18 protein-coding genes are annotated in these 22626 nt (G+C 57.8%); 4 read left to right on the top strand and 14 right to left on the bottom strand.

The window, feature by feature from the left end; all coding sequences use genetic code 11:
• Positions 1-11 precede the first annotated feature (11 nt).
• From AC2FFE_RS03180 to AC2FFE_RS03145, 8 genes are all read right to left on the bottom strand, one after another.
• Positions 12-1802: an aminopeptidase P family protein gene (locus tag AC2FFE_RS03180; RefSeq protein WP_496819356.1), complete on the bottom strand. Its 1791-nt coding sequence runs from the start codon at positions 1800-1802 to the stop codon at positions 12-14.
• A gap of 77 nt (positions 1803-1879) precedes the next feature.
• Positions 1880-3052, bottom strand: a complete 1173-nt coding sequence (locus AC2FFE_RS03175; RefSeq protein WP_496819355.1) for an alpha/beta hydrolase — start codon at positions 3050-3052, stop codon at positions 1880-1882.
• 296 nt (positions 3053-3348) lie between these two features.
• The gene (gene cobT / locus AC2FFE_RS03170) at positions 3349-5226 is read right to left on the bottom strand and encodes a cobaltochelatase subunit CobT (protein ID WP_496845817.1); all 1878 of its coding nucleotides are present in this window, start codon (positions 5224-5226) and stop codon (positions 3349-3351) included.
• Positions 5223-5924 carry an aspartate/glutamate racemase family protein gene (locus tag AC2FFE_RS03165; protein WP_496845816.1) on the bottom strand — a complete coding sequence of 234 codons (702 nt, stop codon included), beginning with the start codon at positions 5922-5924 and terminating at the stop codon, positions 5223-5225. Before AC2FFE_RS03165 ends, cobT begins: the two co-directional genes overlap by 4 nt.
• 12 nt (positions 5925-5936) lie before the next feature.
• On the bottom strand, positions 5937-6923 hold the full coding sequence (cobS, locus tag AC2FFE_RS03160) for a cobaltochelatase subunit CobS (protein ID WP_496845815.1): 987 nt from the start codon (positions 6921-6923) through the stop codon (positions 5937-5939).
• A gap of 149 nt (positions 6924-7072) precedes the next feature.
• A complete protein-coding gene (locus AC2FFE_RS03155) occupies positions 7073-7678 on the bottom strand; it encodes a methyltransferase family protein (protein ID WP_496845814.1) in 606 nt (201 codons plus the stop codon).
• A 149-nt stretch (positions 7679-7827) separates the two neighbouring features.
• Positions 7828-8394: an NYN domain-containing protein gene (locus AC2FFE_RS03150; RefSeq protein ID WP_496845813.1), complete on the bottom strand. Its 567-nt coding sequence runs from the start codon at positions 8392-8394 to the stop codon at positions 7828-7830.
• Positions 8395-8552: 158 nt separating this feature from the next.
• Complete coding sequence (locus AC2FFE_RS03145; protein WP_496845812.1) at positions 8553-9179, bottom strand: J domain-containing protein; 627 nt, start codon at positions 9177-9179, stop codon at positions 8553-8555.
• Between the two features lie 106 nt (positions 9180-9285).
• Between AC2FFE_RS03145 and AC2FFE_RS03140 the strand changes: the two genes are divergently transcribed.
• Positions 9286-9540 (top strand): BolA family protein, encoded by a 255-nt coding sequence (locus tag AC2FFE_RS03140; protein ID WP_496845811.1) that lies wholly within the window; start codon positions 9286-9288, stop codon positions 9538-9540.
• A 1466-nt stretch (positions 9541-11006) separates the two neighbouring features.
• Here the strand turns inward: AC2FFE_RS03140 and AC2FFE_RS03135 are convergent.
• From AC2FFE_RS03135 to pepN, 6 genes are all read right to left on the bottom strand, one after another.
• Complete coding sequence (locus tag AC2FFE_RS03135) at positions 11007-11438, bottom strand: DUF4177 domain-containing protein (RefSeq protein WP_496845810.1); 432 nt, start codon at positions 11436-11438, stop codon at positions 11007-11009.
• A 79-nt stretch (positions 11439-11517) separates the two neighbouring features.
• A complete protein-coding gene (pepT, locus tag AC2FFE_RS03130; RefSeq protein WP_496845809.1) occupies positions 11518-12774 on the bottom strand; it encodes a peptidase T in 1257 nt (418 codons plus the stop codon).
• Between the two features lie 91 nt (positions 12775-12865).
• Positions 12866-14389, bottom strand: coding sequence for an Asp-tRNA(Asn)/Glu-tRNA(Gln) amidotransferase subunit GatB (gene gatB / locus AC2FFE_RS03125; RefSeq protein ID WP_496845808.1), 1524 nt, complete (start codon positions 14387-14389; stop codon positions 12866-12868).
• Positions 14390-14468: 79 nt separating this feature from the next.
• Positions 14469-15728, bottom strand: coding sequence for a hypothetical protein (locus tag AC2FFE_RS03120; RefSeq protein WP_496845807.1), 1260 nt, complete (start codon positions 15726-15728; stop codon positions 14469-14471).
• A 128-nt stretch (positions 15729-15856) separates the two neighbouring features.
• Positions 15857-16285 (bottom strand): hypothetical protein, encoded by a 429-nt coding sequence (locus AC2FFE_RS03115; protein ID WP_496819342.1) that lies wholly within the window; start codon positions 16283-16285, stop codon positions 15857-15859.
• Positions 16282-18834 carry an aminopeptidase N gene (gene pepN, locus AC2FFE_RS03110; RefSeq protein ID WP_496845806.1) on the bottom strand — a complete coding sequence of 851 codons (2553 nt, stop codon included), beginning with the start codon at positions 18832-18834 and terminating at the stop codon, positions 16282-16284. Before pepN ends, AC2FFE_RS03115 begins: the two co-directional genes overlap by 4 nt.
• Before the next feature lie 209 nt (positions 18835-19043).
• Between pepN and AC2FFE_RS03105 the strand changes: the two genes are divergently transcribed.
• The 3 genes from AC2FFE_RS03105 (at position 19044) to AC2FFE_RS03095 (ending at position 22604) form a co-directional block, all read left to right on the top strand.
• Complete coding sequence (locus AC2FFE_RS03105; protein ID WP_496845805.1) at positions 19044-21179, top strand: malate synthase G; 2136 nt, start codon at positions 19044-19046, stop codon at positions 21177-21179.
• Between the two features lie 82 nt (positions 21180-21261).
• The gene (locus AC2FFE_RS03100; protein ID WP_496819339.1) at positions 21262-21687 is read left to right on the top strand and encodes a GlcG/HbpS family heme-binding protein; all 426 of its coding nucleotides are present in this window, start codon (positions 21262-21264) and stop codon (positions 21685-21687) included.
• A gap of 137 nt (positions 21688-21824) precedes the next feature.
• Positions 21825-22604, top strand: coding sequence for a gamma-glutamyl-gamma-aminobutyrate hydrolase family protein (locus AC2FFE_RS03095; RefSeq protein WP_496819338.1), 780 nt, complete (start codon positions 21825-21827; stop codon positions 22602-22604).
• Positions 22605-22626: the final 22 nt, after the last annotated feature.

Here is a 22626-nt window from a genome sequence, read left to right as displayed (position 1 = left end):
ACAGTCCGGTGTCAGACCGGCACGGTTGCGGCATCCAACCACAGTTGAGCGTCAGGGCCCAGTCTTGGCCGGATTTTTTCCGCAACGTCGCGGTGATAGGCGTTTAGCCAGATGCGCTCGGCGGCGGTCAGCATGTCCACCACGATCAGCCGACGATCAAAAGGCACATAGGTCAGAGTGCGCCACTGCAGCATCGCGCGTTCCTCATCACCACCGGGCAGGGCTGGGGCATCTTCGACGACGACCAGATTTTCGATACGGATGCCAAACGCTCCTTCACGGTAATATCCCGGTTCGTTGGACAGGATCATGCCGGGTTTCAGGGGCACGTGGCTGACGCGAGACAGGCGCTGTGGGCCTTCGTGGACGCTGAGATATGCGCCCACACCATGGCCGACTCCGTGATTGAAATCCTGCCCGGCCTGCCAAAGAGGCGCGCGCGCGATACATTCAATGTCGCGCCCGGCCAAACCAACGGGCCAGCGCAGCATCGAAAGGCCGATCATGCCTTTCAGAACACGGGTGAAGCAGGCTTTTTCTTCATCCCCCACCGCACCAATGGCGATGGTCCGCGTGATATCGGTGGTGCCGTCCAGATATTGCCCACCGCTGTCTAGCACCAGCAGGTGGCCGTTCTGCAGCAGACTGTCGGTCTCGTCGGTCACTCGGTAGTGCATGATGGCCCCATTCGGGCCGGTGCCTGAAATCGTATCGAATGAGATATCCTGGAGCGCATTGTCCTTGCGCCGGTTATCTTCCAACCGGGTCACAACTTGCGTTTCGGTCACGCTGCCGGGCTGTTGCGCATCCAGCCAACACAGGGTTTCGACGACGGCAACCGCATCGCGCAGATGCGCCTCGGCGCTGCCCTCAATCTCAGCGGCGTTTTTGCAGGCCTTCGGTAGGGCGCAGGGATCTCCACCATCGACCATCTTGTCGCCCAGCGCATCTGCCACGATCTGCGGCACGGTGGCCGCGTCGACCTGTACGCGCCCGTCCAGTTGCTGAACCGCATTCAGAAAATCTGCAGGATCGTGGACCGAGACCTGATCTCCCAAATGATCGCGTACCTCGACAAGTTTCCGGGCGGCCATGAACAAATCCACCTGACCTGTGGCGTGCAAAATCGCGAAGCCATGGGCGACAGGGTTGTAACCGATGTCAGAGCCGCGAATGTTCAGCAGCCACATGATCGAGTCCGGTAGTGTGATCAGCGCTGCCGTACACCCTGCGTCTTCTATGCTTTTTGCCAATCGTGTGATCTTGTCGCTGGCTGCTTCTCCCGCAAACTCTATCGGGTGGGCTTTGACCGGGTTCATTGGTGGGGCGGGCTGATCCTGCCATATCCGATCGACCAGATTGTCAGTGCGCACCAGCTCAATGCCGCTGCCCTCAAACTCCTTTTCCGCCGCAGAGATTTGCCCCGCCGCGTGTAGCCAGGGATCAAAACCAATCTTGCCGCCTTGGGGCAGTTGCTTTTTGACCCAGGTACTCAGGCTGACATCGGGCCAGGGGACCGGCGTATAAACATCCGCGACCTGCGCCTTGACCTGTGTGCGATATCGCCCATCGATGAACACACCAGCCTCATCCCGCAATGCCACGCAAAACCCCGCCGAGCCTGTGAAGCCTGTCAACCAGGCCAGACGTTCGTCACGTGGGGCCACGTACTCCCCTTGATGAGCATCCGCACGCGGGATCAGAAATCCATCCAGCCCTGCCCGTTCCAATTTTGCCCGCAGCGCGGCCAATCTTGGAGGTCCCTGTTCAGGGCGCGCAGTGACTTTAAAACTCTGAAACATGAGGGCCTCTTGCATCGGTCGATTTGCGCTGAAACCTGCGATCTGTCGAAGGAAATGTCCAGCGTGGGACAGTTCTGTTAGGTATCTGAGGTCAAAAAATCATCAATCGCCTTGATATAATCCCTGTACGCGTCGTTGCTGGGCAGTGGAAGCTGGTTAGCAGTCTCCAGAATGACGAGCGATGCATCAGGTATTCCCGCTGCTAACTTGCGCGCTTCGGACAAGGGATGAACAGTTGTGTGGCGGCCGTGTAGAATCAGGGTGGGGCATCTTACCTGAGGCAACAGATCTAGTGCCGTCATGCTGTTGCCGATGTCACGGTAGTGTAGTTTTTGCTCGCGCGAGTACAGCGATTGCATCTCTGTCACCATGTGGCGTACATCATCCAGTGGTCCATCCGGGAAATAGCTAAGCGTAGAGCCGATTGCATAGCCACCTCCTGGCGTGTGCCAACCTTCGGAAATCAGTGTTTTGATCGAGTCTGGTTTTTCGCTATCTACACGATGATTGCGCCCTTCTGCCCATCCGCCAGCAATAACCAGCTTGCTAACACGATCCGGATGACGCGTCGCAAAGTGGATGGCAGGAAAAGCGCCGCCAAACTCTCCTATGATCGAGAAACGATCGAAACCCACGGCATCCGCCACGGTCAGAATTTCATTTAGTCTGTGGTCGAAGACTGCCCGATGATCTTCGTTCGAGCTTACGCTGTGATCCTTGTTGTACCGCAGCAGGTGGAAACGGCTTGCCATATCTGTCAGACGCTTCCGTTCAGAGGCCAAGCGCCACTCTGCTTCCAGATCATGGATAACCGAGCCGATGCGAAGCACCGGAAGCCCTTCGCCGTTGAGAGTATACGGAACAACCAATCCGTCCTTACCATGCGCGTAGCGCAGTCTTTGCGTATGCTCTTGTTGTGCAACGGCGTGCTCAGGATCGCCGTCACATCTGACATCTGCCGCCAGTTGAAGCCCGCGCCGCACGATTGTGCGGATGATCCGTTGTGCCTTGCCATCATCGCCAACGGCCCGCCGCGCGGCGGCCACACGGGCGCTGATGGTGGATTCCGATACAAAACGCCCGTTCCAGACCCGCTCGATGATCTCATCCCGCGCCACCAGTTTGCCGGGGTGTTCGGCCAACAATTTCAGCAGATCAAAGACCTGCGGTTCAACAGGCACTGCCTCGCCCTGGCGGGTCAGGACGTGGCGATCCACGTCCAGAACACAATCTGCAAATTCGTAGCGCATGGGATCACTACATCCGGTTTTGGGCGGTCTCACAAGCGCCAAAGGCAATCCCAAAGGTTTCTTAGGGATTTCTCAATGCGGCCTTCAAGCGCTCAGCTTAGCTGGGTGGCAAAATGACAATCAACATTAGGAGATCGCAACATGATGCCGCCCTTTGACACAGCTCTCCTGCGCTACCAACCCGCACGCTACCGGTTGCGCAACAGCGCTGCCCGCCCTCCAAAACCAAGCCGACATTTCGCGCAGGCCGTTCTTCGGTTTCTATCAGGCCTCAGGACGCCTCAGGCGCAGCGAACCTAGCTGGCCTTCTTCATCCCCATGACGCGGGCACGGGCACGCGGGTCGCTGTCAAACAGTGCCGCCAGCTGTTCAGTCATCGCACCGGCCAGTTGCTCGACATCGGTAATGGTCACCGCGCGGTCGTAGTAGCGGGTCACGTCATGGCCGATACCGATGGCCAGCAATTCGACCATCTTGCGTTTTTCCACCATGGCGATTACATCGCGCAGGTGTTTCTCCAGATAATTCGCCGGGTTCACGCTGAGCGTTGAATCATCGACCGGTGCACCATCCGAGATCACCATCAAGATCTTGCGCTGCTCGCGCCGGGCCAGCATGCGGCGATGGGCCCATTCCAGCGCCTCACCGTCGATGTTTTCCTTCAGCAGACCTTCTTTCATCATCAGGCCCAGATTGGCACGGGCGCGCCGCCAGGGCGCATCAGCACCTTTGTAGACGATATGGCGCAGGTCGTTCAGACGGCCCGGTTGCTGCGGGCGGCCATCGTTCAGCCAGGCCTCGCGCGCCTGCCCGCCTTTCCATGCCCGGGTGGTAAAGCCCAGAATCTCGACCTTCACATTGCAGCGTTCCAGCGTCCGGGCCAAAACATCCGCACAGACCGCCGCGATCGAAATCGGGCGTCCGCGCATTGAACCAGAATTGTCCAGCAGCAGCGTCACAACCGTATCGCGGAACTCAGTGTCCTTTTCGACCTTGAAGCTTAGCGGGGTCGTGGGGTTTGCAACCACGCGGGCCAGACGGCCAGCATCCAGAATACCCTCTTCGCGGTCAAACTCCCACGATCTGTTCTGTTGCGCCTGCAAACGGCGCTGCAGCTTATTGGCCAGTCGGCTAACCGCGCCTTTCAACTGATCCAGCTGTTGATCCAGATAGGCGCGCAGCCGTTCCAGTTCGGCCGGTTCGGCCAGGTCCTCGGCGGCAATCTCTTCGTCATGCGTGTTCAGATAGACCTTGTAGTCCGGGTCCGCCTCGGACGCGGGTGGAGGGGCAGGGGGCTCCAGCGGGGCTTCGCCATCTGGCATCTCGGCCTCATCCGACATCTCTTCGTCGGCCATCTCGTCCATCGAGACCTGTGCCTGAGACTGGTCCTGCTGTTCTTCCTGCGTCTGCTCAGGCGTGGCGTCAGCGTCTTGTTCGTCCTGATCATCCTGCCCGGTGCTGTCCGGATCGGGCTGTTCTTCGGCGTCTTCCTCGGCCTGATCTTCCTGTTCGTCATCCAGCTCATCCGGGTCGTCGCCCAGCTGGTCGCCGTAGCCCAGATCCTTGATCATCTGTCGCGCGAACTTAGCGAATTCGGCCTGATCCGAGAGCACCTCGTCAAGGTTCTCCAGCACGCCACCGGCCTGTTCCTCGATGAAACCGCGCCACAGGTTCATGACATTCTCGGCGGCAGGGGGCAGGTCGCGCCCAGTCGCCAGATGACGGATCAGATAGCCCGCCGCCACGGACAACGGCGCCTCGGCCGGTTGCTTGCACTGATCATAGCCCCGCCGCAACGCTTCATGCCCGATCTTGACATCGATATTGGATGCGGTGCCGGGCATGTCCCGTGCACCCATCGCTTCGCACCGAGCGGTTTCCATCGCCTCATAGAGGTCCCGCGCCATATCGCCCGGAGGGGCATAGCGGTTATGGGTCGCGTCGTCATGATAGCGGCGTTGCAAGGCCAGTGCATCCGCTGTGCCACGCGCCAATAGAACCTCCTCGCGCGTCATCCGTCGCGACACCTGAGGCAGTCGCATCGACTCACCCGACAGGCCCGACGGGTCGACCGTATAGCTTACCGACAGTTCGGGATCGTCGGCCATCACCTTGGTGGCCTCGGCGAGAGCCTTCTTGAACGGATCAGCAGGATTGTTGTTTGGTTTACTCATCTGTCCGCCCCTGCTTCTTCAAGCGTCATTTCATCACTTGCCAGACACGCCAGCACGTCCACGTGGACATCCAGTGCATCAACAACTCTATAGCCGGGATCTCGCCTGTCAAAGGCAAGGTTCAGATCTGTCCCGGCCAAAACGATGGCGTCGGCATTCAAATCATCCACCATACGGCGACCTGCGTCCAGAAACAGCGCGCGATCCTGATCCGAGCAAACCCCGGCAACCGCCATATCCTGATAGGTTTGTCCCAGCACTTCGATCTCATCTTCCAACGCAACCGCCCGGGTTTGCCTAAGCTGACCATAAAGTTTGGTCTGCATCACAACACGCGTTCCCAGCAGCCCAACAGTGCCAAACCCCTGCGAGGCGAAATGCGCATCCAGAGGCTTTACAGCCGAAATAAGGGGCAACGAAGACAACGGCACGGTTTCATCATAGCAGAAATGCCCACCCAGCGATGTGATTGCTGCACAATCCGCACCTGCCGCCTTCAGGCGATCAATGAGCCCTGCGTAGACTCGCGCCTGTGCATCCCGTTTGTCCGTCAGATTGTTGCGGATCAATTCCTGCACATCTGCATGCACGATGGTCAATTCCATCGGCTTTCCACGCGCCGCCATCGCCGCACTCAGCCGCTGATAGTAAACCACCGTTGCAGCAACACCAATCCCGCCAATCAATCCGATACGCATGGCGGTCCACCGTCACCCCAGGCTGGCGCTCGCCGCGCTTTCCGGCAGTTCCTCGTCAAAGCAGCGCTGATAGAACTCGGCCACGGTCTGGCGCTCCAGCTCGTCGCATTTGTTCAGGAAGGACAGACGGAAGGCGTAGCCGACATCGCGGAAAATCTCGGCGTTCTGGGCCCAGTTGATCACGGTCCGCGGGCTCATAACGGTGCTCAGGTCACCGTTCATGAAAGCGGTCCGGGTCAGGTCGGCAACGGTAACCATCTGGCTGACGGTCTTGCGGCCCTCGGCAGTATTGTACAGCGGCGCTTTGGACAGAACGATCATCGTTTCTGCATCATGGCTCAGGTAGTTCAGGGTCGAGACCAGCGACCAGCGGTCCATCTGCGCCTGGTTGATCTGCTGCGTACCATGGTACAGGCCAGTCGTGTCGCCCAGACCAACTGTGTTCGCGGTGGCGAACAGGCGGAAGTTGGGGTTCGGCGTGATGATCTCGTTCTGGTCCAACAGGGTCAGCTTGCCGTCATGTTCCAGCACGCGCTGAATCACGAACATCACGTCCGCACGGCCCGCATCATATTCGTCGAATACGATGGCAACCGGGTTGCGCAGGGCCCAGGGCAGGATGCCTTCGTGGAATTCGGTGACCTGCTTGCCGTCGCGCAGTTTGATCGCATCCTTACCAATCAGGTCAATCCGGCTGATATGGCTGTCCAGGTTCACACGCACAGCGGGCCAGTTCAGACGCGCCGCGACCTGTTCGATATGGGTCGATTTGCCGGTGCCGTGATAGCCTTGGATCATCACGCGGCGGTTATGGGTGAAGCCTGCCAAGATCGCCAGCGTGGTTTCCGGATCGAACTTGTAGGTGGGGTCGATTGCAGGGACGCGGTCGCTTGTTTCAGCAAACCCTTTGACCGCCATATCGCTATCAATGCCGAACACTTCACGAACCGAAATCTCTTCGGTTGGTTTTGCGTTGATGTCGATCGATCCGTCAGCCATGCGCCTTGTCCTTATCCTTTGGCCCGTTCTCCGGGTTTGAACCCGTGTGTGGTGCAACATATTGCAGACAAGGGCAAGGGAAAGCCGCGCGTTGAAATGGCTGACAGGATCTTTCTTTCAAACTGGCCTTATGGCGGGCAGAACCACGCTTAATCCAGAATGGCGTCACGCATCCGGATCAGGCTGCGTTCATCGACGAAACGCGGGGTCTGATGCATATAATCGCGGAAGGCGCGGCCATAGCCCTGCAGCAGCCAACGTTCTTCGTTCAGAACGAACAGAAAATAGATCACGAACAGAATGGCGGCCAGGCCGAGGGTCAGCCACGACCCGCTGGCGATACCCAAGCCAATCGTTGCCAGAACCGAGGTGACGTATTGCGGGTTGCGCGAATAGGCATACATGCCGCCGGTCACCAGCCCGTCGCTTTCGCAATAGGTGTTATCGAGCCCCAGGAACCGGTAGCCCCAAAGCGTTATGCCAAAGGACATCACCATGATCGGCAGACCCAGCACATAACGGATCCAATGACCCCAGCCGTTCACCCAGACCTCGGACAGCGCAAACACAACCGTTGCACCGCAGAACAGACGAAACAGGCCAAAGGCCGTGTGATGCCGCCATCCGCTGGCACTGGGCCACAGGCCAAGCTGCGGTAGGCGCAGGTTCAGCGTAAGATATCCGCTCAGCAACAGAGCCGAGCCCAGGGCGATACAAAGAGCAATCGTATGAACGTGATAAATGAGGGGTTCCATATCGAATTCCGTTGTCACAGGTCATGTTCGGATATGGGCGCGGTTCTTGGCCCATGAGCACAGGCCGTAGCAAGGGTTTGTAACAGGTTCAGGACTACGGCGCGTCCCGTGAATTTCCTGTGGTTGGAGGTCGGCGTAAGCGCAACAGGTTACAAGGGGTTCAGGGACAGCCAGAGCTTTCCCTGCTTGAAACCACCCCGAATGGCGGTGCTTGGATCGCGAAATTCTGGATAGTCCTCAAGCCAATCTCGAAACTGGTCGTTGGTCACAATGCGGGCTCTGTTCTCCCGAGCGGCGCGCAGGATCAGCGGATCGGCAGGGGTGCCTTTGGGGGCAATCATCACCCGATTGACGGGCAGTTTCAGAACGCGCGCAAAAGCCCGATCATTCATGTAGTGCCCGATGATCTTGTATCCGGCATTGGCATCAAAAACGACGCCGGGTTTCAGCCCTGCTTCGGTCAGGGCCGAAATAACCTCCTTCAAGGTGGCCAGATCAGGCTTGCCATCTTTCCAGTGCATTACGTTGGACCCGTCCACGATGGCCCAGTTGCTTGCCCTCTTGCGGCGGCCCAGCCAGGCGCGGACCACCAGGCTCAGGCTGGCGGCAACGCTGAGGAGGGCGATCAGAAACGGCCCGTTGCTTGGTGTCGGCCAAAATGAGGCGGCACCTACGCCAATCAGCGAAAGTGACAAAACAATCAGTGATGTGCGCATAAAAACGACCCGGTAAATCCAATATTCAAATCCCCAGCACTATCCGGGGATTTAAAGTGTTTTTCCAGACCCTGTCGTTGTCAGAGGTAGCAACCGAGATAGTCCTGCACTGGCCTTGATGTTAGCGGACGTCCTGCGCGGCTCTTTCGCGCACGACATCACTTAAAGTTCCTACTGTCCTTGATCTGATCCCAGGCCCAGACCACCTCTTGCAGCTGTTCCTCCTGAGACCGGTCGCCGCCATTCATGTCAGGGTGCAGGACCTTGATCAGCTTTTTATAGGCTTTGCGCACTTCCGCCTTGGACCAGCTGTCATTGGCCTCAAGGATTTCAATGGCGCGACGTTCGGTGGGCGGCAGGCGACGACCGCCGCTGCCCGAAGTGCGGCCTTTGTTCTGGGTGCTGTTTGCGCCCAGAACCTGATGCGGGTCCTCAATGCCCAAACGGGCCCAGGCGCGGGCTTCGGGGTCGCCCATAGGCTTGGTTTCGCGTTCCCATACCTTGTCCTTCGAGCGTTGCGCATTCAACTCGGCCTCGGTGGTGCCGTCGAAGAAATTCCATTTCTGGTTATATTCACGCACGTGTTGCTGGCAGAACCAGTAGAAATCATCCAACACATCCGGGGCCTTGGGCGCGCGGTACTTTCCCGGCTCCTGACATCCGGGATGGTCGCAGATTCGCACCGAGGTTTCAGACGCACCCGACATGCCCCGACGCCCGCGCGGGTTCTTCTTCTTGGCGCTGGAAACGGACATATCGAATCCAAAGGGGTCTGATTTCGCCATGCTTTATCCTCACGAACGCATCTTTTCGACTCGGAGGCAGCAGTTTAGTCTAAGCTGCCGAAAGTAGAAGAGGGGGGCGGCAAGTTTTTTGCCGCTGAGCGCAAAATTGAGCATAACCGACGACATCCGAGCCCGCCTGCAAGCCGCTTTTGACCCGCAAGAGTTGGAGGTGATCGACGACAGCGAAAGCCACCGCGGCCATGCGGGCTTTCAAGAAGGGGGCGAGAGCCATTTCAACGTCCGCATCCGCGCCGCAGCATTCGAGGGTCAATCCCGTGTTGCGCGGCATCGGGCTGTGCACAAGGCGTTGGGGGATGTCGTGCCGCGTATTCACGCATTGGCTTTGGATATTGGAGTCTGAGGTTTTCTGACGTGCAGATCAAGCGTAGTCGGCGTCTGATCCCGGTTCTACGATGCAAACTGGGTTCTATCATATCCGTTTGTTTCCTTTGCCAAGGCGTGCAGGCCCACGCCGAAGGCCATATGTTTGACCTTTGGGTCAGTCACAAGGACATTCAGCTAGAGGCGTTCGACCCCCAAGGAGCTTATTCCTGCAATAGTCTTTCGAGACCGGCAAAGATCGATGTGACGCATGCCTTGGACATAAGTGGTAAGGACGTTTCGCGTTTCTTAGGGCAGATACAACCTGAGCGCTCCGTAAGGCCGCAGGTCAGTCGAGGTGGAGATGGTCAACAAAATGCAGGTGCTGACGAAGAAAACCCGCGAATCTTGCAAAGATCTTTTTCAAAGAACGAACGAGATACCGAACAGGGCGTCAATCTGCGTACCGAATTGTAATTGTGTGAACATCTTGGCTTCCCGGAGTTCGTAGGGCTTGTTTACACGTTTTCGGGTGAGATTGGGAGGTATACTGTACAGGAGAGAAACTTTGTTGGGCATGAACATAGTGGTCAGGTGCAGATCACATACAGTAGAACCTCGAGATTTTTAGGGGGTTCCGGCGAAGATCCTTTAGAGGAATACGTTAGCGGATATTTGAAGGCTTCGCTAAAGCTCAGAGATATCTATTTCCTTGAACAAGGCTCAGAGGTGAAAGTACCCATGGATTTTGACATTGATGTCCATGTCCAAGTGTCCACGGTTGAGGGGTTGTGATGAGAACCCGTTTTGCTGCCTTGGCAGGTGCGGTGTTGATTTTGATGGGGTTGTTTCCAGATCGCACTTTGGCGTTTGGCGCCTGGGTCGTCGAGTTTACCGAAAGCGACTATATTGTTGTCAGCTTGGAGCCCGTTCGATCATCCGATACCAAGCTTCCGTGTCGAGCGGGGTTTCGACCCGTGAGGTTGGAGGATCAGTCAAACCTAGGCGAATTTGGCCAGTTTCGAATCGGTACGACTTCGCCTGATATTTTCCAATCTACGGCTAAGAAAAGAAGCGTCGCTGCGCAAACGCGGGTGCAAGTACTGATGAAGACGCGGTTGTTCGGCTGTGCGTTTGGACCGCATTTTGTGCCATATCTCGGGCATGTCGAATTGGCGGTCTCTCTCGGATTCGCGGATATTGAACCGTTGCACCTTAGGCTCAATGTGTTTGAACGAGGTAACGACTTTTCAGTGAATTACCGTGCCCAATTGGCAGGTGCGTTTGAACCCGAGTCCGTCACTTGGGGGCAGATCAATGAAACCACCACCGGGCGAATATGCTGATAGGATACGAGGCGCTTTGCGATTGTCTTTCTGGCAAAACCCCACGATCCCCGTGTCAGAGAGTGGCTTGGATGATCCAATCGTACTCAACCGCTTCAATGCGAGGTTTCTGATAGTACACGACGCATCGCGATAGAAGGCATTAGACTGTAGTCGCATTTCAAGAATCTGGTTTGGCTGCGACTTTTTCATTGTCCTTTAACGTCAATGGCGGCTCGTCCGCCTCTTCGGCGATGGGCTCAGGGGCCTGAACCGAATCCGGTCCGGGTACCGGTTGCGCCAGCGGTACGCCTTCGGGCGTTTCGCTTGGGGTTGGTGCGACGACCGGAGGCGCAGTCTCAGCTTCAGGTACGTCTTGTGCCAAGGTCCGCCGAAACACCAGCACATTGCGCCAGTTCGTTGTCGATCCGGTCAGGCCCGAGCGTTCCTCGCTGGGCAGAAGTTCCGCGCGCTGATACTCCCAGCCGTCCCGGCCCATCTGGTTCAACACCTGCTCGACCGAGGCGGCGAACCGGCCCTCGGACGTTTTCACACCCTTGGCTTTGACACCTTTTTGCGGGGCGGGTATGACCTTGTATTCGTAGCGCTGCATCAACTGTTCCTAAACCATATTCGCGCCAACTTAACATGCTGATCCCCGGGCGAAAGCACCGTTGCGGGATCGGCGAGATTTAGCTCCGCATGTTGCCGCCGACCTGTGCCGCTTTGGTCACCACTGACAGACAAAGCTGGGTTGCCAGTGCCATGTCCTGCACCGATATCCACTCCAACGGCCCGTGAATACACTGCATCCCGGTGAACAGGTTGGGGCAGGGCGTGCCGAATTCGGTCAGGCGCGAGCCGTCAGTGCCGCCCCGGATCGGAACAGAGAGGGGTTCGATCCCCAGCTCCCGGCAGGCCGCGCGGGCCAGATCAACGGGTGTCATGTCCTTTTCCAGCCAATAGCGCATGTTGCGATACTGATGGCTGATATCGCAGGTAATAGTCGCGCGGGGTTCGGTGGCCTGCACCGCGGCGCAGATCTGGCGCACGATCTCGCGCTGGGCCTCAAGACCCTCCATCTCGAAATCCCGCAGGATCAGCTTGATCTCCATCTCTGATGAGCCGCCATTCATATCGGTAATGTGGATGAAGCCTTCGCACCCATCCGTCACCTCTGGCGTCATGGTGGCCTGTGGTAGCATCTGTACAATCTTTGCCGCCAGATGGGTGGCATTCACCATCTTGCCCTTGGCCAAACCGGGGTGTATCGACACACCTGCGATTTTGATCACCGCGCGATCAGCCGAGAAGCTTTCATATTCGATCTCGCCCACCTCCTGCCCGTCAAGCGTATAGGCGAAATCGGCCTTCAGATCCTTGGGCAATCGCTTGGTCACACCGCGCCCGATTTCTTCGTCCGGTGTGAAAGCGATGCGGATCGGCCCGTGCGGAATGTCGGGGTTATTGATCAGATGCCGCGCCATGGTCATCAGGATCGATACGCCCGCCTTGTCATCTGCTCCTAAAAGCGTTGTGCCTGAGGCGGTGATCAAATCATGGCCGATCTTTTGGGCCAGGTAAGGGTGTTCTTTGGGGGACAAAACCAGATCGGTATCGTCGGGAAAACTGATTTCTCCACCGTTATACCCCTTGATGACGCGCGGTTTGACACCCGCGGCATTGAACTGCGGGGCGGTATCGACATGGGCCAGAAACCCGACGGTCGGCCCTTCGACGGTGCCCGGAACAGTCGCCACAACGACGCTGTCGTCGGTAAGTTCAACATCTTGCGCGCCGATTTCGGTCAGTTCCTGCCGCAGCAGGTGCAGCATATCGAACTGTATTTCGGTGCTTGGGGTCGAGGGTGAGGTCTCGTCACTTTGGCTGTCAATCGCCGTGTAGCGCATCAGCCGGGTTTCGAGTTCCTGGTCAAATTTGTTTGTCATAATGCCACCCTTTCCGGTGCCGAAGAAAGGGCGCAAATGAAAACGGAGTCAAGCGGGTGTCCTGACTCCGTTCAATCTTGTGATGCAGGGCTTACCCGCCCAGTTTTTTGCTGACCAATTCATTGACGGCTTTGGGGTTGGCTTTGCCCCCGGTGGCTTTCATCACCTGACCGACAAACCAGCCCGCCAATTTTGGGTTCACTTTGGCCTTTTCGACCTGCGCCGGGTTGGCGGCGATGATCTCGTCCAAAGCGGCCTCGATGGCGCCCGTGTCGGTGACCTGTTTCATGCCGCGCTCTTCCACGATCTGCGCCGGGTCACCGCCTTCGGTGTAGACGATCTCGAACAGATCCTTGGCGATCTTGCCCGAGATGGCATCCGAGGAAATCAGGTCGATGATCCCACCTAACTGCGCGGGGGAAACCGGCGAGTCGGTGATGTCGTGGTCTTCTTTTTTCAGGCGTCCAAACAGCTCGTTGATGACCCAGTTCGCGGCCAGTTTGCCGTTGCGGCCCCCAGTAACACCACCGACGACCTCTTCGAAATAGGCGGCGCTTTCGACCTCGGCGGTCAGGACGGAGGCGTCATAGTCAGTCAGGCCGAACGCTTCGATGAATCGCGCTTTTTTCTCGTCGGGCAGTTCAGGCAGCTTGGCGGCGATGTCATCGACCCATGCTTGCTCAATCTCTAGCGGCAGTAGGTCGGGGTCGGGGAAATAGCGGTAGTCATGCGCTTCTTCCTTGGACCTCATCGAGCGGGTCTCACCCTTGTCCGGATCGTACAGCCGGGTTTCCTGATCGACTTTGCCACCACCTTCGACGATGGCGATCTGGCGGCGGGCTTCGACCTCGATCGCCTGTTGGATGAAACGCATCGAGTTCATGTTCTTGATCTCGCAGCGCGTGCCCAGATACGAGAAGTCCTGCGTTTCCTGATACTTCTCATAAGCACCCGGCAAGCAGATCGAGACGTTCACGTCCGCCCGCAGGTTGCCGTTTTGCATGTTGCCATCACAGGTGCCCAGATAGCGCATGATCTGGCGCAGCTTAGCGATATAGGCGGCGGCCTCTTCGGGGCCACGGATGTCGGGGCGGGAAACGATCTCCATCAGGCAAACGCCGGTCCGGTTCAGGTCGACGAAGGACATATGCGGGTCCATGTCGTGGATCGATTTGCCCGCGTCCTGCTCCATGTGGATGCGTTCTATGCGGACCATGCGCGCGGTGCCGTCCCCCATCTCGACCAGTACTTCGCCTTCGCCCACGATGGGGTGGTACAGCTGAGAAATCTGATAACCCTGTGGCAGGTCAGGGTAGAAATAGTTCTTGCGGTCGAACGCCGATTTCAGATTGATGTCCGCCTTCAGGCCAAGACCGGTGCGCACCGCCTGTTCGACGCAGTATTCATTGATCACAGGCAGCATCCCCGGCATCGCCGCGTCCACAAAGGCCACGTTCGAGTTCGGCTCGGCCCCGAATTGGGTCGACGCGCCCGAAAATAGCTTGGCGTTGGACGAGACCTGCGCATGCACCTCCATTCCGATCACCAGTTCCCAGTCGTGCTTGGCCCCGGCAATGGTTTTGGGTGTGGGCATTTCGTATGTCAGGTCGAGCATGGCGCGCCTCATTTCCGCAGAAGTCTAAGCCTGCGTATTAGGCCTGGCGGGGCCTAGGGGCAAGGGGGAAAGGCGCGATTCAGTGTTGTGAAAACTGCAGGCCGGTGGGCGTGAAGGTCACATTCTTGCCACTGCCCAGCTCATCCCGTAACAGATCGCCGATGGCGCGCAACGCATCGCGCTGTCCACGCGCTGCAAATCGTTCGGGCGAATTGATGCGAACCGAATTGTTGAAGCCCGCAGTTGCATGGGCCCAGATCAGCGGATGCAACTCGGTCAGGTGGTCGCGGATCAGCCAATTGGCGGTCTCGCGCATCTGGTTGCGGATCTGATCGGCCTTGTCGTTCAAACCCAACCCGTTTTGTACAGTGATCGCACAATAAGCGGACAGCATATTGACCATCTGCTGACCGGGGTGCAGCCGCAGAATGTCGCGCAGACCTTCAAGGAAATAATCGATATCAACGCGCGCGCAAGCTTCGGCGTCCATCGCGATGGCATCGAACTGGACCCATGTGTAACCGCCCGCACCCCATGTATCATGTGTTCGGGCCGCGTTGCGCAGGGCCTGCAGTTCAAGCTCCTCATAGCTGCCGAACCAGCGGGGCAGCAGATGACTGCCCATCGCGCGCATGTGGCGCTGGTTTTTCGGATCAAGGTCAATCAGGCGCTCATACTTTTCAGCGACCCGAGCGGTTGCCTTGCGCTGACCGGCCAGCAGCGCACATCTGGCGGCTGCGATAAGCGGGCTATCGGGTGCGGCGGCCATGCAGTCCGGCAGGATTTGGCCGGCACGATCAAAATGCGCCGCGCAGCGCGAACTGTGTAGCGACGGCAATGTCGCATCCGCCGAATTGCCACGCCAGGCCCAGGCAATATCGATATGTGCCAGCGCCACGATTGTGGCGATCATCGGGTCGTCCGGGTGATCGCGCATCTCGGTTTCCAGTTCCGAAATCCCGCCCAGCAGATCGAAATCGGATACTGCCTTGCCATCTGACAGCGCATGTTCGGCCGCCAACACCACGTCAGATCGAGCGCCAAAACCCAATAGATCGGCAATTGGCATCCCATCGGGCGCCGTTGCGCGCGCCTGATCAGCAGCGCGCATTTCTGCGGACAATTCATCCCAGCGATCCTGGCGCGCCAAATGGCGTCCGCGCTCGATCATTTCGCGGCCCACAAGGTCCTTGGGGTCAAGCTTGGCAACAGGGATGTTCAATTGGCCCTGTTCGGGCAAAGCCGCTGCCAAGGCAGAATTAGCCAGACAGACATCAGGCGTGACTTGAGGTTTCTGAGGTGAAAATCGGGCAGAGAATGCCCGTGTAAAGCGGAACATAGTGGTACTCGAAAACTTAAAAACTGGTAACTGCAGGATAGGCTGGCCGGAAAATCCGGTGATTTCAAGTTAAATGCGCGTTACCTTCCATGAATCCTGTGTAATCGTGCTGGGCTGCGTGGATCGTTTCAGAAAACAGTAAAATGATGGCGTTCAACGCGGTAACCGGCCTGGGTGACAACCTCTTCAAACTCCCGGTGCGGCGGTAGCGACTCATCGGGCAGGCGGATGCGTTTTTCCGATTTCAGCACCAGCGAGACGCGGACCGAGAAATCCCAGCGCGTGTCGAATCGAAAGAAATCAATCTCTTTCAAAGCGATCTGGCCTTTCCGTTTTCCAGAGTACCAACGCAGCATATCCTGATCGAACTGAACACCTGCGCTGCTGTCGTGCAAAACATCCCAAACTGCGGGCAGGGTGGTCACGGCCAGCAGAGCCATCAGCCACCATGCGGCTTCAAACAGAACAATCAACGCAAGCAATGCTGCGTAGATGACGATCAGAAGAATGACCGTCCGAGGGTTCCGATTGCGCCGCGTGAACGTGTAGGTTGTCATGCGCCCAGGATGCGCGAAATCATTTCGGTCGTATCACGCGACAGGTTCGGTGTTTCGGAAATGCGGGTCAGTTGCGTGCGGATCAGGTCCTGTCGATCTGCATCATAACGCCTCCAGGTCTGGAAGGCCGAACACATGCGCGCTGTGGTCTGCGGGTTGACAGGGTCCAGTTTGATCAACCAATCCGCCAGCAGTGCATACCCTGTGCCATCAAGCTGATGAAAGCCTGCATGATTCATCGCCAAACCACCCATCACAGCGCGGAATCGATTGGGGTTTTTCCAATTGAAATCAGTGTGTTCAGTCAAGTTTTTCGTGACTTTTCGCGCCACTTCGGGCGCGGCCATTGCCACTTGCAAACCGAACCATTTGTCGATGACCAGCCGATCATGCTGCCATTGATCATAGAACCGGGCCAATTCTGCCTCGCCATTGCGGGCACGCAACAAGCAGGACAGGGCCGAGAGTTGCAAGGTCATGTTGTCCGACTTCGTGTAGGATTCAGCAGCCAGCGCGCCTCCATCCAGGCGGGTGGTCAGAGCCAGCGCCGCGCCGCCCAGTGCGCGCCTACCCGATTGTGCGGCATTCGGTGCGTAGGGCGCGTCCACCAGTGCTTCGCCGTGCAGGCGGGGCAGCAGGTCTTGCAGGTGCTGGGCTGTGGCTTGTCGCAGGGTCTCGGTCGCGATCCAGATCGCCATCGGGTCAGGCGTCTGGCCGCGTTCATGCAAAGCCGCCGCCAACTCTGATTGTGTGGGCAGGCCCAGCATTAGCGCGCGGTAGGCGGGGTCCAGATCCCCATCGCGTAACACGGCCAGCAAACCGTCGAGGTAGTTGGAGTCTGGTGTTGCGTCGTCCGAGATCATGCGCAGCAGCGTATCTTCGGCCAGCGAACGCCCGGCCTGCCAGCGATTGAACGGGTCTGTGTCATGGGCCAGCAAGAAGGCGCGATCTGCGTTGGTGTGAACGTGTTCAAGGATCACCGGGGCCGAGAAATCCCGCAGGATCGACGGCACCGGCTTGGCCGCGAGACCAGAGAAGGTAAAGCTCTGTTCGGCCTCGGTCAGCTCCAGCACCTCGGTGGCGCGCACCTCATCCCCGTTCGGACCTAGCAGGCCGACCGCGATGGGGATGACCTGAGGCAGCTTCTCATCCTGTCCGGGTGTTGGCTCGGTGTGCTGGCTCAACGTCAAGGTATAGGTCCCATCGCTCCAGTCCTCGGCGACCGAAACCCGAGGCGTGCCGGATTGGCTGTACCAGCGTTTGAACTGGCTGAGGTCACGGCCTGTCGTGTCTTCGAATACTCTCAACCAATCTTCGATCGTGCAGGCCTGCCCGTCATGGCGGTCAAAGTAGAGGTTTAGCGCCTTGGCATAGGCTGCATCCCCGACCAATCGTTTCAACATGCCAATAACCTCGGCGCCTTTTTCATAGACGGTTGAGGTATAGAAGTTGTTGATTTCCTGAAAACTCTCAGGTCTGACAGGGTGAGACAATGGCCCGTTATCTTCGGGGAATTGCCGTGCGCGCAGGTCGATGGCGTCATGGATGCGTTTCACCGGGGCCGAGCGCATGTCGGATGTAAATTGCGCATCGCGGAAGACCGTCAGCCCTTCTTTCAAACACAGTTGGAACCAGTCGCGGCAGGTGACGCGATTGCCGGTCCAGTTGTGGAAATATTCATGCGCGATGATGGCCTCAATTCGTTCGAAATTCAGATCGGTCGAGGTTTCGGGGCTGGCCAGAACAGCGGACGAGTTGAAGATGTTCAGCCCTTTGTTCTCCATCGCGCCCATGTTGAAATCATCTACGGCGACGATATTGAACACGTCCAGATCGTATTCACGGCCATAGACGTCTTCATCCCATGCCATCGATTTTTTCAGAGCCTCCATTCCGAACGCGCACTTGCCTTCATCTCCGGGGCGGACCCACAGGTTCAGCTCGACTTCGCGTCCCGACATCGTTTTGAACTGGCCGGGATGGGCAATCAGGTCCCCGGCGACCAGCGCGAACAGATAGGCAGGTTTGGGCCATGGATCGGTCCATTCGGCCCAGCCTTCACCTTTGCCAGATGGGTTGCCGTTCGATAGCAGGACAGGGAGGTCGCCGTTGATCCGTACGGTGAAAGTGGACATCACATCGGGGCGGTCGGGATAAAAGGTGATCTTGCGAAACCCCTCGGCCTCGCATTGGGTGCAGTACATGCCGTTCGACATGTAGAGCCCTTCAAGCGCGGTGTTGTTACCCGGGTCGATTTCAACCTCGGCTTCCCAGATAAACGGCGCATTGGGAACATCGGTAGTCAAACCTTGATCGGTCAACACGGGGTTTACGTCTGACCCATCAATGGACGCACGTATCAGCTTTAATTCTTCCCCATGCAAGAAGAAGCGGTGGTCTGAGGCATTGGGGTTAGGCCGAAACGCGATGCGCGAAGAAACACGCGTTGCATGCGGTGCAAGATCAAAGGTCAGATGAACGCTGTCCACCAGATACCCGAAGGGTGTGTAGTCTTTCAGATAGATTGTCTTGCCGGTTTCGTCGCGCATCCGAGGCCTCGCATCGGTTTTGGGTTTTCCGCGACGTTAAGAGCTTCGTTCCGGGGCTGCAACCGGCCTGCGGAATTGCCTTGCCGCTTTTGAAACAGCTTTAGGCAAAACGGGGCGATGGGAAACCCTAGACAAAAGTTGCCTATCGGAAACTTTCGGCCTAAGTCAGTTTGGCATACATCGGCACACAAACGCGGGAGATCAGACACATGAGCGGCAGACAGACCCTGAGCGGGTTGCAGGTAGATCCGATACTGGTTGAGTTTATCGAGACACAGGCGCTGCCGGGCACAGATGTGTCGTCCGAACAGTTTTGGGCCGGTCTGGCCCGCATGGTGCAAGATTTGGGCCCCAAAAACCGGACCCTTCTGGCCAAACGCGCGGATATTCAAAGTCGTATTGATGGATGGCATCTTGCAGAAAAATCGCAACCCATGGATGCCGCCGCCTATCAGGCGTTTTTGAAAGAGATCGGGTATCTGGTTGATGAGGGCGAGGCGTTTCAGATCGAAACGGCAAATGTGGACCCCGAGATTGCGCTGATCCCCGGCCCGCAACTGGTTGTGCCAATTACCAATGCTCGCTTTGCTTTGAACGCGGCCAACGCCCGCTGGGGCAGCCTGTATGACGCGCTTTATGGGACAGATGCGATGGGTGATCTGCCTGCGGGTGGGGGCTATGACGTGGAGCGCGGGGGGCGTGTAATTACTTGGGCCAAGGCGTTTCTGGATGAGGTTGCACCGCTTGCCGAAGGATCGTGGGCCGAAGCTGCGGAGCTGACCATCGATGCCGGCGCGTTGACCCCCGCGCTGGCCAATCCTGCACAGTTTGCCGGTTTCGGCGGGGACGCAAATAAGCCTGCGTTTGTATTGCTGAAAAACAATGGCTTGCACATCCAGATCATGATCGATCCGTCCAGCACCATCGGGGCAAGCGATCCTGCGGGCATTGCTGATATGCGCTTGGAATCAGCACTCTCGACCATCATGGATTGCGAAGATTCGGTTGCCTGCGTGGATGCTGAAGATAAGGTTGTCGCCTACGGCAACTGGCTGGGCCTGATGAAGGGCGACCTGACCGAAGAGGTCACGAAGGGCGGCAAAACCTTCACCCGTAAGCTTGCAGATGATGTGGAATACACTACGGCTGACGGCGGTCGGGCGTCGCTGAAGGGCCGGTCGCTGATGTTGATACGGAATGTGGGCCACCTGATGACCAACCCGGCGGTATTGGACGGTGAGGGCAATGAGATCGGAGAGGGGCTGATGGATGCGCTGTGCACCACGCTGATCGCCATGCATGACCTCAAGCGCGACGGCGGGAACTCGGTCGAAGGGTCTGTCTATGTGGTCAAACCCAAGATGCATGGCCCCGAAGAGGTGGCGTTCGCAGTTGAGATTTTCGACATGGTCGAAGACATTCTGGGGTTGCCGCGCAACACTGTGAAACTGGGCATCATGGACGAGGAACGCCGCACCTCGGCAAACCTGACCGAGTGCATCCGCGCCGCGAAATCGCGTGTGGCGTTTATCAATACCGGGTTCCTGGATCGTACCGGGGATGAGATTCATACCTCGATGGAGGCGGGTCCGATGTTGCCCAAGGGGGACATCAAAACCACACCGTGGATTGCCTCATATGAGGATCGCAATGTCGATATCGGTCTGGCATGCGGTCTGAAGGGCAAGGCGCAGATCGGCAAAGGTATGTGGGCGATGCCCGACCGGATGGGTGAGATGCTGGAGGCCAAGATCGGCCACCCGCAATCCGGCGCAACCTGCGCTTGGGTTCCATCTCCCACAGCGGCGACGCTGCATGCAACGCACTATCACAAGGTGGATGTGCTGGCCCGGCAGGATGAAATCGCAACAGGCGGCGCGCGCGGTACATTGGATGATCTACTGACCGTTCCGTTGCTGGGCGGCCGCAACCTGAGCGACGAAGAAATCACCCGCGAGGTCGAAAACAACGCGCAAGGCATCCTGGGCTATGTGGTCCGATGGGTCGATCAGGGCGTTGGCTGTTCGAAAGTGCCCGACATTCATGATGTCGGTCTGATGGAGGACCGCGCGACCTGCCGTATCTCATCCCAGGCGCTGGCCAACTGGCTGCATCATGATGTCGTAAGCGAGGCACAGGTGATGGCTGCGATGCAGAAAATGGCGGCTGTGGTGGATCGGCAGAATGCGAGCGACCCAAGCTATGCTCCAATGGCACCCGGATTTGACGGTGTTGCCTTCCAGGCTGCTTGCGATCTTGTCTTCAAGGGCCGGGTTCAGCCCTCGGGCTATACCGAGCCGGTTCTGCATGCGCGGCGATTGGAGTTCAAAGCCAGTCAGCACTGAGTGGCAATTGCGGGAACGAGGGGGCTGTCTGCCCCCTCGTGCTCCCCCGAGGATATTTTTGGCCAGATGAAAGGGATCAGGTATGGGTATTTCTTTGCGTAAGGCGCGCGCGATCATTCGTAAGGCTTTGGAAAAAGGGCGCGAAATGGAGCTGAAGCCGCTGTCGGTAGTCGTGCTGGATGCCGGTGGTCATGTCATCGCGTTTGAGCGTGAAGACGGTGCCGCCCCTGGCCGGTTCGCCATTGCGCAGGGCAAGGCTTATGGTGCCGTCATGCTGGGCATGGCGGGCACAGCACAGATGCAGCGGGCTGAAGCGCAGGCTTATTTCATGGCCGCAGTGAATGGTGTTTATGGCGGGCAGGTCGTGCCAGTGCCGGGTGGTATTCTGCTGCGAGACCGCAAAGATGCTGTGATCGGTGCGGTTGGTGTGACGGGCGACACATCCGATAATGATGCCGTTGCAGGCATGGCGGGTATCGAAGCAGCGGGGCTGACGGGCGAAATCTGACCCGACACGGCCCGGTTTTTTGGGCGTGTGCGCAATTGAACATTGCTTTGCGCTGTTATGCAGGCCGTGCGTGGTTGCACGGGCTGCTTTGTGTCGATAGCGTCAGTTCCAATCAATGCAAAAGCAAGGACATTGGAATGGTGCGACCCGTCGTTGGTATTATCGGCAACTCTTACCTGATGAATGATCAATATCCCACGCATGCGGGTGGGACGATGAATTCGGATGCCGTGGCCAATGTATCTGGCTGTCTGCCGCTGCTGATACCAGCAGATCCACGCTATGTCTCGGTCGATGAATTGCTTGAGGTCTGTGACGGGTTCCTGCTGACGGGTGGTCGCCCCAACGTACATCCCGAGGAATATGGCGAAGCGGCCACAGATGCGCATGGCGATTTCGACCGGGCGCGGGATGCAATCACGCTGCCTTTGGTGCGCGCCTGTGTCGAACGCGGCCAGCCCTTTCTAGGGATCTGCCGTGGGTTTCAAGAGGTGAACGTGGCAATGGGCGGCACGCTTTATCCCGAAATCCGGGACCTGCCAGGTCGGATGAACCACAGGATGCCGCCCGACGGAACGCTTGAGGAAAAATTCGCCCTGCGACACATCGTGACCCTGTCGGAAAACGGTGTGTTTCACGATGTTTTTGGTGCGACCGAAGTGATGACGAATACCTTGCACGGTCAGGGCATCAAGCGGATTGGCGAACGCGTTGTGATTGATGGCCATGCGACGGATGGCACACCCGAGGCGATCTATATCAAGGATGCGCCTGGTTTTACCCTTTCGGTTCAGTGGCACCCGGAATGGGATGCGATCAATGATCCGGTGTCTCGTCCGCTGTTTGAAGCGTTTGGGACCGCTGTGCGGAGCTGGGCTTCTGGAACCGCGCTGCAACAGATGCAGAGATTGGCGTGACATTGCTTGGCGGAGGCCCGGC

It is taken from the genome of Ruegeria sp. YTSA168, assembly GCF_059610045.1.
This window is presented reverse-complemented; position numbering and strand designations above follow the sequence as displayed.